The following is a 12,871-nucleotide window of genomic DNA, read 5'->3' as shown; positions in this document are numbered from 1 at the left end:
CTACGCTTGAGCTGTCCTCGGTTGACTCTCGTTGGAGGCTGTATGAACCTGGAGAAGGTCGTCTTCGGCTTCTTCATCACTCTCGCTGCAGCACTGAACTTCGGCTTCTTCGTCGGTGAGATCGACAACCCCACGGTGCACAACGGCGTTGAACTGGCCGCGGCACTGGTGGCAAGCCTGGTTGCCACCGTCCTGAAATTCGGCGATCGCACCCAGTTGGGTGCGATCCACCTCGCCACCAGCCTGGTCGCCGATCTGCAGTTGTTGGTCGCCGCCGCCGTCTGGGTTTGGGCCAGCCAGATGTCGGCGAGCGGGATGAGTGAGGCGCACATGTCGGTGGTCGTTTCACTGTCGGGCGGCGCACTGCTGGCCAATATCGTTTCGGTCGTGCTGATGGTCAGCGAGATCATTCAGGTGCGGCGCTGAGCCAGGGCTGAGATGCGCAGTTCGTCATCGGCTCAGCGGCAGACGGAACTGAGCGACGTCTTCTATCTCATCCTGCGCAGGATGAGATTCCCCCTATTGCTCGTCATCGGCGTCTACACCTTCTGCACCGCCGGCCTGGCATTGATTCCCGGTACCGATCCGTTGACCGGGCGCCCCAGCCCGCCACTCACGATCTTCGACGCGTTCTACGTCGTCAGTTTCACGTCCACGACCATCGGATTCGGCGAGGTGCCGCACCCCTACAACGCCCTGCAGCGGATGTGGATGACCCTGACCATCTACACCTCGGTCGCCGCCTGGTCGTATTCGCTGGTCAATGTCTTGGCGTTGCTTCAGGACAAGGGCTTCCAGAACGCCGTCAAGATCGCCCGGTTCACCCGGCGCGTCAACCAGATCCGCACGCCCTTCTATATCGTCTGCGGCATCGGCGAGACCGGACGCATGGTCTGTCACGGCCTCGACCATCTGGGCCTGCGCTTCATCGCCATCGAGCTCAATGACGCCCGCCTGCAAGAGCTGCGGATGGACGAGTTCGGGGTCGACCCTCCCACCGTGGTGGCCGACGCAAAAGACCCCCTGCTGCTCCAGCAGGCCGGGCTGATGAACTCGAACTGCAAGGGTGTGGTCGCGCTCACCGACGACGATCCCACCAACCAAGCGATCGCGGTCAATGTGCGGCTGCTCGCCCCGCGAGTTCCGGTGCTGGCGCGCATCCGCGATGTCGAGACCGAGACCCACATCGGGGTCTTCGGCGGTGATCTGGTGATCAACCCGTTCGAGCAGTTCGCCGAGTCGCTTGCGGCGGCGATCACCGCCCCGCAGCGCCACCGCCTGCGCAATCTCATCACCGGCTTGCCGGGCCAGGCCATCGTCCCGATCGCTGCGCCGCCGAAGGGGCACTGGATCATGTGCGGCTACGGCCGATTCGGGCACATGATGGTCGAAGAGTTGCGGGCAGCAGGGATGAGCCTGTCGGTGATCGACGAGCGGCACTACGGCGAACCCGGGGTCGACATCAAGGGCACCGGAACCAGATCGGAAGATCTCAAGGCGGCCGGTATCGCGCACGCGGTCGGGCTGGTCGCCGGCAATGCGTCCGACCCCAAGAACCTGTCGATCGCCGTCACTGCACGCGCCCTCAATCACGACATCTACGTGGTGGTGAGACAGAACCAGCTGAAGAACACCCCGCTGATCGAGGCCTTCGACGAGGACCTGCTGATGGTGCCCAGCCAGATCGTCGCCCGTGAGTTCCTGGCCCGCATCACCACGCCGCTGCTCAACCGTTTTCTGCGGCTCATCCCGCAGCACAACGAAACCGAATGCGCCCAGCTCTATGAGCAGCTGTCCCAGCTCGATCCGGGCCGGCACCCCGAACTGTGGGACCTGGCGATCTCCGAGCAGCGAGCTCCCGCATTGGCCGACCTGATCTGTGGCGGCGGACGTTTCACCACCGGCCATCTGCGGGCCAATCCGTTCGATCGTGGCCGCCGGATGTCGATGGTGGTGCTGCTGGTGCGGCGGGCGAACAAGAACATCCAGTTGCCGGACGACCACTTCGTGTTGCGCGTGGGCGATCGGGTGCTGCTGGCCGGTTCGCCGGTGGCCAAACGGCATCTGGAGTTGACCCTGCACGATTCCAACGCGCTGCACTACGTTGTCACCGGGCAGGAATCCCGTGGCGGCAGTCTGTGGCGCTGGCTGACCCGCAAGAACCCGCCACCGATCATGCCATTGCCCGGCCCCGACGATGACCTGCCACCGCTCAAGCGGACGAATGTGCTCTACGAGGACGATTCACCCGGCAAATGACCGGTCTTCGACACCGGGCTAGTCGAGATCACCCAACTGCGCCACGGCATGCTTCACGGCATCGATCAGCAGTAGGGCGTCCATCGAATAGGTGACCGAGTCGAATCCCTGACGGATGCTGTTCTTCGCGTCCTCGACCGTCGGACTGTAGATGAAGGATGCCTTCCCAGCCTCCTGACAGGCGCGCTGCACGCGTGAGATCGCCGCGACGTGCTCGGGATTGGCGAAATCGCCGGGACGCCCGAGCGCCGCGGACAGATCGAACGGCCCGACGAAGATGCCGTCGATGCCGTCCAGCCTGACGATCTCTTCGATGTCGTTGAGGCAGCCGACCGTTTCGCACTGAGGAATCAGCATCACCCGATCGTTGGAGACCCGCATGTAGTTGTCGAGGCCCTTGGTCGCATACTCGTCGTACCAGTAGTGGGTGCCTGGAGTGGGAGCGATGCCGCGCTCGCCGACGGGGAAGTACTTGCCCCATTTCACGATCTCGCGGGCTTCGTCCAGGCTGCGCACGTTCGGGATGATGATGCCCAGTGCGCCGGCGTCCAGCATCTTGAGGATGGAGGCTCGTGACGAATCCTTGACGCGGGCGAACGGGACGCACCCGGCCGACTTCGCTGCGCGAATCAGACTGAGCGAGGTCTCGACATCGAATGGGCCATGCTCGGTGTCGAGGACGATGTAGTCGAAGCCCCCGTAGCCCATGCACTCGGCAGCGGTCTCATTGCCGAGTTGGAAGAACGTGCCGAGCGGATGCTCGCCGGCCTCGATGATCGCCCTCACATCGTTCTGCATTGTTCGCCTCCGGAAACGCCTACGCGGCCGCATTGCCGACTGTCATCTCCTCCAGCGTAACCGGGGACCGCCAGGTTGTACACGATATAGGGTCCATCTTCGCCGGCGGCCGGGTTGGCAGCATCGGGTAGTCTGCTTCATCTGACCAACGCCGAGTTCCAGCCGAACCGACAGGAGAACCATGCGCACCTTCCAACGGGTGCTGGTGAACACACTGCTGGCCAATATCACCACGCAGATGGTGTGGTTCGGCTTCACCTTCTGGGCATATCTCGAATCCCGCTCAGTGCTGGTCACCTCCATCCTCGGCGGCAGCTACATGCTCTTTCTCGCGCTCACCAGCGTGCCCTTTGGGACGCTCATCGACCGCATCCGCAAGAAGACGGCCATGATGCTGGCGACGGCCTGTACAGCCGTCGCCTTCGCGATCGGATCCGCGCTCTTCTTCGTTATCCCCTCCGATGTGCTTCTCGACCTACGCCGGCCGTTCTTCTGGGTCTTCCTGACGATTCTGCTGCTCGGCGCACTGGTCGAATCGATCCGCGGCCTCGCCCTGGCGACCTGCGTGACGATGCTGGTGCCCGCCGAACTACGTCCGAAGGCGAACGGCCTGGTGGGCATGGTGCAAGGCATCGGTTTTGCGCTGAACTCGGTGGTCTCGGGTCTGGCGGTGGGCTTCCTCGGGATGGGGCCATTGCTGGTGGCCGGGGTGGCGTTCATCGTGGTCAGTGCCTTGCATCTGCGCTCAATCGAGATCAACGAACCCGGCGTGCAGCATGCCGAGGGAGTGCCGGCCAAGGTCGATTTCGCAGAAGCCTTCCGGATGACCCGGGCGGTTCCCGGGCTGCTCGCGCTGGTTCTCTTCTCGACTTTCAACAACCTGCTCGGCGGGGTCTATATGGCGCTGCTCGACCCGTACGGTCTGGAACTCATGCCGGTGCAGGCCTGGGGCATCTTATGGGGGGTGTGCAGCATCGGCTTCATCCTCGGCGGCATGATCATCTCCCGTACGGGTCTGGGCGTCAATCCGGTGCGCACCTTGTTGCTGGTCAACATCGCCATGTGGACCGTTGCGGCGATCCTGCCCATTCGTGAATCGATCGCGTTGCTGGCCATCGGCTGTTTCATCTACATGGGTCTGGTCACCTTCGCGGAGGCCTCCGAGCAGACCGTGCTGCAGAAGGTGGTGCCATTCGTCCAGCAGGGACGGGTCTTCGGCTTCGCGATGGCGATCGAACTTGCCGCCGCCCCGATCAGCACGCTGATGATCGGCCCGATCGCCGAATTCTGGCTGATTCCCTATATGAATTCCGACGCCGGACGCAACCAGCTGGGTTGGCTGCTGGGCGCGGGCACCACCCGGGGCATCGCCCTGGCTTTCCTGTTGGCAAGCCTGATCGGGTTGATCGTCACGGTGCTCGCCCTGATGTCGCGGCCGTACAGTGTGCTTTCGGCGACGTACCGCGATTCGCTGGTCAACGAGTCACTCGCCGCCGACGATCCCGCAGTGCAGCCGACCGACGGCGAAGACGAGCCCCCGGTCTCGGACCCGCAGGAGTAGTCTCCACCGAGGGTTCGCGGAACGGGGCGCGCATCCCCGGGAGGTGTCTGATGGAATGGCTGCCGCTGATCGTTGCCGCGCTGATCATCGGCATCGCCAAGACCAGCTTCGGCGGGCTCGGCTCGGTGGCGGTCGCGCTGATGGCGCTCGTGATGCCCACCAAGGAATCCACCGCCGCCGCGCTGCTCCTGCTGATCACCGGTGACATCGTGGCGGTGCTGCGCTACCGGAGCAATGCCGACTGGGGCATGCTGCGCAGTCTGCTGCCGTCCGTGCTGCCCGGCCTGCTGCTCGGCGCGGTCTTCATCCGTGTGGTGAACGATCTGATGTTGCGACGTTCGATCGGTGCGATCCTGCTGATCTCCGTGCTCATCCAGCTCGCCGTGACCGCCCGTCGCAAACCGCCGGTGGCCGGCGACGACACTCGTCCACCTCGCGCGCTGACGATCGGTGCCGGGGTGGCGGCCGGCTTCACAACGATGGCGGCGAACGCGGCCGGCCCGGTGATGGCCTTGTATCTGCAGGTCTCCAAGGTCGACAAGATGCGCTTCCTCGGCACGTCGGCCTGGTTCTACTTCATCGTGAACGTTTCCAAGACTCCGCTGACCGCGGCTTTGGGGCTGTTCACCCCGCGCGTACTGACGACGGCGGCGATGATGATTCCGGTCGTCCTACTGGGCACCGTGATCGGCGTCGCAGTGATCGGACGCGTGAAGCAGCGCACCTTCGACATTCTCACGCTGCTCACCTCGGTGGTGGCCGCCGGCGCGTTGATCCTCATCTAGCCGAGGCCGAGCGGACGCGGCCGGCCCCGCTCAGGCCCGGTCGGCGTCGAGCGCATCCAGCAGATCTGCGACGTATTCCTGCTGGTTGCCGCACTGTTGCAGGTTGCTGCCGTAGAGGCCGCCTTCGGCGTCGCGCGCCTGCACGGTGAACTCGACGGCATCCATGCACGGGGAGTTCTGCTCGACGTTCAATGCCCGATGGACGGCCTTGAGGAACGCCTGTTGGTCGAGCAACTGGTAGTTGAGGGTGCTGCTCGCCTCGACCCCGTCGTCCGGGAATGTCTCGGTCCGCTCGACGGCGGTGCCCTGCACGACCCACATGGTTCGCGTGCCAGGCATCCAGGGGTTCGCCGAGGTGACGGTCACGTAGGTGTAGTCGGGGATCGGGGTGCAGCCCGTCAGCCCAGCGGTGAACCCGGCCGCAACAGCCATGGCGATGACCACTGATCTTGGTTTCATGGTTTCCTCCTGGCGCCACTGTTTGCAGGGGGTCGGTCCGATCACTTTCTCAAGGCCGGGGTTCAGCGGCCGTCATCGAGCGCCCAGAACATATCGTCCACATACTTGAGCTGCACGCCGCAGTCCGCAAGCTTCGACACATGGAGTGTGCCGTCCGGGTCTTGGGCCTCGATAGTCATCTCGTTGGCGTCCTCGCAGCCGTCCCATTTGGGCGGATGCAGCTCTTCGTGGACCGAAGTGACGAACGCCGCGCGGTCGGGCAGCTCGTAACTGGTCTCGGTGGGATCGTCGTCATCGGTCTGCTGGGTGCGCGTGACCTCGGTGCCTTCGACGGCCCACGTCACGGTGGTCGAGTCGTCGTAGTTCTCGTACACGATGGTCACCGGGTCGTAGTCGGGTACCGAGCAGCCGGTGAGCACGGACGCGAACACGGCTGCGATGGCGATGATCACCCAGGACTTCAGTCTCACCGCTGACTCCTTGCTCGGCTCCGGAGGCTGTGGCTATCGGACGCGCTTGTAGGGAGTGTATCCGTTCACCTCGTCGAGGTTCGGGGTGAGCACCATCACCTGATGCGGCTCAAGGGTGAGGTTGAGCGTTGCGCGATGCGCGCGCAGCCGTTGGCCACCGAACAGGTCGGTCAACCCGGACAGATCCATCAGCCACGAGTCAGGCACCAGCACGGTCTCGGTGACTGTCTCGGACGATGGGTTGGCGACGACGATAACTGCGTCGCCGATGCGGTCGGTATACCGTTCGAAACCGATCAGGCGGTCGGTGACCAACCACCGCAGATCGCCCACCCGCAGCGCCCGGTGGCTGCGGCGCACCGAGATCAGCCAGTGATACAAACGCAGCGTTTCGTTGGATTGGTTGACCAGATCCCACCGCATCGGTGCGCGGTTCTCAGGATCGTCTCCGCCCGTCTGGCCCAGTTCGGTCCCGTAGTAGACGTTGACGCTGCCCGGCAGTGTGAACTGCAGGACGACGGCTAGTGTGCGGGCGAGTTCGTTCGGGACCGTGTCCGTCAACCGAGGCACGTCGTGATTGTCGAGATAGTTCCAGCACTTGAGCAGATGCTCGTAGTCGGCGTCGGCGAACAGACGTTCGAGCATCCGTTGCGCGTGGGCGGCGGTGACCCGCTCGTTGGCCGTCAGCAGCAAGATCTCGCGCAGCGTGAAGCCCAGCACGCCGTCGAGCGCCGGGAACCAGCCGGCCGGGTAGTTGCAGACCTCGCCGAGAACCAGCGATCCGGGCTTCTCGTCATGGGCGGCTGCGGTCAGCTGAGCGAGATAGTCGGGGCCCAACTCGAAAGCGACATCAAGCCGCCAGCCATCGATCCCGTCGCGCAGCCAACTACGCACCACCGAGTCATCACCGGCCCAGATGTGATCTTGAACCGCCGGGTTCTCGATCACCAATTCGGGCAGGTTGACCGCGTTCGCCCAGGCTCGGGCGCCACCCGGGTAGCCCTGGTCGAAGTCGAACCAGCCGCGGTATCGGCTGCGCTGGCCGGCTGCCGCTGCCTGAAATGCCGGGCTGTGGCGTCCCATGTGGTTGAAGACACCGTCGAGCACCAGCTTCATGCCGCGTGCGTGCACGTCTTCGGCGAGTCGCCGGACATCGTCGCGGCTGCCGTAGTCAGGACGCACCTGCTGGTAGTCCAGTGCGTCGTAGCCGTGGTTGGTCCAGGCCAGGTGAATCGGGCACAGGTACAAGACGTCAGCGCCCAACTCATCGATGTATTCGAGCCGGCTGCGCAAGCTCGGCAGGTCACCTCCCCAGAAATCGATCTCGTGTGACCAAACCTCCTGATCGTCCAGGTAGCGGCCCTTCTCCGGAGTCTCGCTCCAATCACGAAGCCTCTTGGGTGCCGGATACAGGTATCCCTTGGCGGCGAGGCGCGGGCTCTGGGCGAATCGGTCGACTATCACCTGATAGACCAGCGCGCCGTTACGCCAGTCGGCCTCGCGAAGCGCGAAGCGGTCGGGTGGCTGCGCCGGACCGGCGCTCAGTTGCTCGTCTGACATGTGTTCATGGTAGGTGGGCGGAACTACCTGGCCTTGCAGGATGTGCGAGCACGTTGTCAAGACCACGATCGTTTCCAAAGCCGGCCCGCTGTCGTCGGGCCGCGGCATCACAAATCAATGGTGGCAGGTGGACCGACGCTCAATGGTGGCAGGTGGGCCGACGCGATCGTCCGCACCGCGACGCTCTCCCGCGGAGACCAGCAGCGGAAAGACCAGGTCGGTGTTCAATGGCGCCTGCCCGTCGCCGGGGTCGGCGGGGTTAACCCAGCGCAGTGCAGCGAGTTCGGCGTGAACCGATGGCGAGACGCGCTCATCGGAGATGAACACGTGGGCGGTCAGGGGCACGCCTTCGTTGACGGCGATGCTGTGGAAGGTGCCCAGGTCGCGCAGTCTGGCAGCATCCAGGCCAACGCCGAGCTCTTCGGCCACCTCGCGGATCGCGCACTGGCGGGGTGTTTCGCCGACCTCGGGCTTGCCTCCCACCAGCATCCACCCGCTGGTGCCTCGTTTGCGGACGGTCAGCACGCGTCCGGAATCGTCGAACAGGCAGACTGCAGAGACTTCGATCACGGCTTCGAGGTTACTTGTTCGGACGGCACCCCCAGTCCGGCTTCAGGAGCGGATGTCCAGGTGAGGCACTCTCTGGTCGGGTCCGTCGTTGGGCATTCCGGAGATGATGCCCAGTTGCCTGGCCTTCTGCAGCGCATCGTCCTTGGAGTTCACGCCGAGCTTGCGATACACGGCCGACAGATGGGTCTTCACCGTATTGCGCGACAAGTGGAGAGCCGCGGCTGCGCTGTCGAGGGTGGAGGTCCTGCTCAAGGCTTGCAGCACCGAGGTCTCGCCGCGCGTCAACTGAATCCGCGATGCCTTCGAGGTGTCCGAGCCGTCAGGTAGGACTGCCCGTTCGAATGCTGCCCGTTCGTCCGGCGGCAGGGCATCGGCGATGTGGACGATGACAGCGGAGGGAGTCTGGGTCAGCAACCACCGCGAGCCGCAGAGCACCTGGCCGGCGACGGCCCGTGCCAATGTGAGTTTCAAAGGGATGCCGCGATGATGAGCGATCTCCGCCTCCAACAACTGGGCCCCCAGCCGCACTGTAGGGTCAAGATCGCTGTTCAGCAGATCCTGCAGGACGAACTCCGCGTCGTCGTGGTTGCCGACCCTCACCAGCAGCCGGGCGCGCGCGACCTCAGTGCGCTGGCCCGGTTCGGCGACGAAATCGATCAGGCAGCACGCTCGCTCCGAGGCATCAGATGCCAGCAGCGCATCAAGGAGTACGGAGGTCAGCAGTTCTGCCGCCAAGGATCCGGGGACCAGCGGCCGTGAACTGAACGCGAGTTCGGCGATATCCAGCCCCTCCAGGGGTCTCTTCTGGCCGAGCGCGAAGCGTGCTTTGATGAAGACGATGAACGGCCAGAGCTCGTCGAGCGTGTCGATCCCGGGCAGTTCGCCGACCAGAGTCCCGGCGTCGTGATCCATGCGCGTGAGCGCGATCATCGCACGTGCGACACGCTGCGTGGTATCGAGAAACTCGGACATGAACACCGGGACCGCATCAGACTTACGACTTTCGTCCAGCATTCGCTGAGCTTCGTGCAGACTGCCTCGCAGGGCAAAGATGACAGCGAGCTTTGCGCAGGCATCCGGATAAACAAAGGCGTATGAACTTTCGGACGCCAGATCTTTGGCCCACAGCAGGGCCCGGATTGCTTCGCGGGTCTGACCCGCAAGCATATAGGTAATCCCTATATGAAGTAGGGATAGCGGTGCCGGGTCTTCGGCGTGGTAGCCCGATGCCATGGCGTTCGTCATGGTCAGATCGGCGAGGCGCTTCGCGGCACTGCATGCTGTTGGGTAGTCGCTGCTGACCCGGCTCACGATCATCTCCACAAGGAGTTCGCCGGTGTCGGTCAGTGTCTTTACGGGTTGTTGACTCGTTCCGGACGACCCGGCAGCTGGCGTCAGCGAGTGATTCGTCAACAAGATCAGGGGCTGAGCGATACGCAGCAACGGGTGTTCCGCGATCATGCTCGGTGGGACGTGCGCGAGCGCCGCCCTCATTTCTGGGAAGTGATTGGGGAGCAGCCACCATTTCTCCGCGGTAATGGCATCAACGATCTCGTGCGGGTCGTCCGCCTCTACCGCTCGTTGAAGGCGCTCCAAGGCGTCGGCGATCCCCCTATTCGTCATAGCCTTTATTCCATCACGAGTCCAGCAAGTCGTCACTACCCGGAGCGGGTGAGGCGGGGTGGTCTGGGTGAGGTTCGGGGTGGTCTATGCCAAATGGTTAGGCCGCAGGTATGCATCAAGGCCAAGATTCCTCTTGGACGTTTCTGAGAAAAAACCATGAAAATGGCGAACGCGATGGGGGAACGCGATGTCTGGTAGTCGCAGCGGGCGGCGATCGAGCAGGAGAAAACTGAATCGCAAGAGCGTCCTGGGCGCGCTGCTCGGCCTGACGCTGACGCTCGGCATGTTCCCCAGCTCCATGGCTGTGGCAAACATGGAGGATGAGTCCGCGAGCACAGCCCCTTCACTTGGTGAGAGTCCGGAAGCAAGTGAGTCAGCGACGGCTGATCAGAACGCAATGGCGACAGGCGATACCGACCATGCTGAAGACTCCTCGACCTCTGAGGGATCAGTGTCATCGCGCAGTACCCAGGCGGCGGTGACCATCCAGTGTACGTCTGGCTACTTCTACTCAGTCAGCAGTAGCGGACAGCTCCGTCAGATCGGACCGACGGGCACTGTGACCAACATCGGAAGCAGTGCATCCGGCGTTAGCAGCTTCAACGGAGTCGGTATCGGTTCCGGCGGCGAGCCGGTCTACGCATACGAGCGCACAAACAACCTGCGGACTGTGACGATGTACGAGCTGGATGTGTCGACGGGGAGCTGGTCAACTGCGGGCGATACCTACAACACATCGTCTCAGGCCAACGGAAGCTACAGTGGCTCCCTGGTTGCAGGGGCAGTCAATCTGAACAATGGCAAGTACATGTTCGGTGGGTTCCAAACAACGACCGGTGGGCAAGGAACCAACACCAACTACACACAAGTGTTCAAGATCTGGCAATACGACCCTAGCGCGAGTCCGAAGTTCTCATACAAGGGCTATGTCAGCACTTACTCCGGGCGACAAGAACCAGGAGCGACCAACGGTGATATGGCGTTCGACGCCGGTGGAAACCTCTTCATCGTTCGCGGCTCCGGTTCGGAGACGACAGTTTTCAGCGTGACTGCGGCCAATCTGGCCACAGCCACCGGTGGCTCGATCCCATCGTCGGGGTCGAGTTCGTTCGACACGGCAGAGAACGTCAATGGAGTCGCCTTCGACGCCTCCGGCAAGGCCTATCTTGGTGCCAGCAGTACAGTTCAGAGCTTCGACATGCCGAGTTGGTCGAACAAGAGCACTGTCACCTCGGCGTTATCCAGCAGTACAGATCTGGCATCCTGCTCTTCGCCGGCGACCATCACTTTGGAGAAGGTCATCAATGGCCGAGTTTCTGCTTCTGATCAGTTCTCCCTGACACTGAGCGATGGCGCCACCACACTCGGGACTTCCACCACTACGGGGTCGAGCAACGGCCTCCAGGACGACAGGGTGGGTCCACAGCCCACCGTGCGCGGCAAGACTCTGGCATTCAGCGAGGCCGGGGCAAGCGGCACCGATCTGACCAACTACGCCACCACGTATCAGTGCACGATCGATGGAAAGGCGATGTCTCCAGCGGTGAGCGGTTCTGGCACAAGTGGCACTGTTACAATTCCTACCTCGGGACAGGCGGTCGTATGCCAGTTCACAAACTCGCCATTGATTGCGCAGGTCAACATAACCAAAACAGTCCTGGACCGCAACGGTGCCAACGCACAGCCTGGCGAGGGCTGGACCATGGGGTCGACCACAACAGCCACGAAGGGGACCGCAGCCCAGAGCCCCTCAGGTGCGCAGCAGACCGGGTCGACTGGCATTGCGTCATGGACCGTCACGTTCGACAAGGTGGACTCCGCCGCTCAGGTAGCGGTTAGTGAGACTCAGAAGCCAGGATATGTGTTTGTCTCGGGTCAGTGCACCGTCACGGACAACAACGGCACACCCGGTCAATCTATCTCCCTCCCTTCTGCGTCTGGAGTGACGGTACCTCAGCTGAAGCCGGGAGAGAGACTCGACTGTGATTTCACGAATCAGGAGCAGAGCAGCACTCTGACGCTTACAAAGGTCGTTACCAACGCCTTCGGTGGCACCGCCAGTATTAACGACTTCCTGCTCAATGCGACTCCGACAGGAGGCCAAGCACTTGGCTTCTCTTCGGGTGAGACCAAGGTCGTGGAGCCCGGGACATATCTGGTTGGCGAGACGCTTCAGCCCGGCTATGAGCAGGAAAGCCTGGTCTGCACCGCGGGTGCTGGGGACGTGCCGGTGACAGATTCGACGATCCAGGTGGGCGTTGCCCAAGACGTCGTGTGCACCCTGACTAATAGGGACAAGCCAGGCTCCGTCACTTGGTCGAAGGTCGACGAACAAGGCAGCTTGCTGGCCGGCGCGGTGTGGACTCTGGCAGGCCCCGATGAGGGAACCGACGTTGACATCGAGGACTGCGTCGCCGCCAGCGCAGCGGCCTGCACAGGGCTCGACAAAGACCCAGCAGCAGGTCTGTTCAAAGCCGAGGGTCTGTCTTGGGGTGACTACATCCTGACTGAGAAAACAGCGCCGCCCGGATATCAAAGAACCGGCCAGAATTTCGAGTTCGCGATTACCGGCGATGCTCTGGAGATATCGCTTGAGGAAATCGCCAATGAGCAGCAGACCGGAGTCATTCTTCCGCTGACCGGCGGCTTGGGCAGGGACGCGTTCCTGCTGGGCGGCACCGTACTCCTGTTGCTCGCAGCCGGAGCTCTGGTGATTCGCCAGCGTCGGGCACGCCGGGTTCAGCAGGGCTGACCAGACAATGACCGGAAACCAGACAACCAACGTG

11 protein-coding genes are annotated in these 12,871 nt (G+C 63.0%); 5 read left to right on the top strand and 6 right to left on the bottom strand.

The genetic code is table 11. The annotated features are described in order from the left end of the window. Window positions 1–42 precede the first annotated feature (42 nt). Together QUE25_RS05355 and QUE25_RS05350 are read left to right on the top strand one after the other, a co-directional pair. Window positions 43–426, top strand: coding sequence for a DUF6394 family protein (locus QUE25_RS05355; protein WP_286268115.1), 384 nt, complete (start codon window positions 43–45; stop codon window positions 424–426). An 81-nt stretch (window positions 427–507) separates the two neighbouring features. Continuing rightward, complete coding sequence (locus QUE25_RS05350) at window positions 508–2,259, top strand: potassium channel family protein (protein ID WP_286268114.1); 1,752 nt, start codon at window positions 508–510, stop codon at window positions 2,257–2,259. Window positions 2,260–2,277: 18 nt separating this feature from the next. On the opposite strand, the gene QUE25_RS05345 is transcribed toward QUE25_RS05350, so the two are convergent. Then, window positions 2,278–3,057: an HpcH/HpaI aldolase family protein gene (locus tag QUE25_RS05345; protein ID WP_286268113.1), complete on the bottom strand. Its 780-nt coding sequence runs from the start codon at window positions 3,055–3,057 to the stop codon at window positions 2,278–2,280. Window positions 3,058–3,238: 181 nt separating this feature from the next. On the opposite strand from QUE25_RS05345, the gene QUE25_RS05340 reads away from it, so the two are divergent. Both QUE25_RS05340 and QUE25_RS05335 read left to right on the top strand, forming a co-directional pair. After that, window positions 3,239–4,618, top strand: coding sequence for an MFS transporter (locus QUE25_RS05340; protein ID WP_286268112.1), 1,380 nt, complete (start codon window positions 3,239–3,241; stop codon window positions 4,616–4,618). A 50-nt stretch (window positions 4,619–4,668) separates the two neighbouring features. Then, a complete protein-coding gene (locus tag QUE25_RS05335) occupies window positions 4,669–5,403 on the top strand; it encodes a sulfite exporter TauE/SafE family protein (RefSeq protein ID WP_286268111.1) in 735 nt (244 codons plus the stop codon). Between the two features lie 30 nt (window positions 5,404–5,433). Here QUE25_RS05335 and QUE25_RS05330 read toward each other — a convergent pair whose 3' ends face one another. From QUE25_RS05330 to QUE25_RS05310, 5 genes are all read right to left on the bottom strand, one after another. Beyond that, complete coding sequence (locus QUE25_RS05330; protein ID WP_286268110.1) at window positions 5,434–5,862, bottom strand: hypothetical protein; 429 nt, start codon at window positions 5,860–5,862, stop codon at window positions 5,434–5,436. Window positions 5,863–5,924: 62 nt separating this feature from the next. Further along, complete coding sequence (locus tag QUE25_RS05325) at window positions 5,925–6,332, bottom strand: hypothetical protein (RefSeq protein WP_286268109.1); 408 nt, start codon at window positions 6,330–6,332, stop codon at window positions 5,925–5,927. Between the two features lie 33 nt (window positions 6,333–6,365). Next, on the bottom strand, window positions 6,366–7,892 hold the full coding sequence (locus QUE25_RS05320) for an alpha-amylase family glycosyl hydrolase (RefSeq protein ID WP_286268108.1): 1,527 nt from the start codon (window positions 7,890–7,892) through the stop codon (window positions 6,366–6,368). Between the two features lie 114 nt (window positions 7,893–8,006). Beyond that, the gene (locus QUE25_RS05315) at window positions 8,007–8,462 is read right to left on the bottom strand and encodes an NUDIX hydrolase (RefSeq protein ID WP_286268107.1); all 456 of its coding nucleotides are present in this window, start codon (window positions 8,460–8,462) and stop codon (window positions 8,007–8,009) included. 42 nt (window positions 8,463–8,504) lie between these two features. Beyond that, on the bottom strand, window positions 8,505–10,085 hold the full coding sequence (locus QUE25_RS05310; RefSeq protein ID WP_286268106.1) for a response regulator transcription factor: 1,581 nt from the start codon (window positions 10,083–10,085) through the stop codon (window positions 8,505–8,507). A gap of 187 nt (window positions 10,086–10,272) precedes the next feature. On the opposite strand from QUE25_RS05310, the gene QUE25_RS05305 reads away from it, so the two are divergent. Further along, window positions 10,273–12,837 carry a SpaA isopeptide-forming pilin-related protein gene (locus QUE25_RS05305; RefSeq protein WP_286268105.1) on the top strand — a complete coding sequence of 855 codons (2,565 nt, stop codon included), beginning with the start codon at window positions 10,273–10,275 and terminating at the stop codon, window positions 12,835–12,837. The last annotated feature ends 34 nt before the right edge of the window (window positions 12,838–12,871 follow it).

The sequence above is a fragment of the Brooklawnia propionicigenes genome, from assembly GCF_030297015.1.
In the GTDB taxonomy this organism is placed as follows: Bacteria; Actinomycetota; Actinomycetes; order Propionibacteriales; family Propionibacteriaceae; genus Brooklawnia; species Brooklawnia propionicigenes.
The sequence above is the reverse complement of the archived record's forward strand: the minus strand, read 5'-3'. Positions and strand labels throughout refer to the sequence as shown.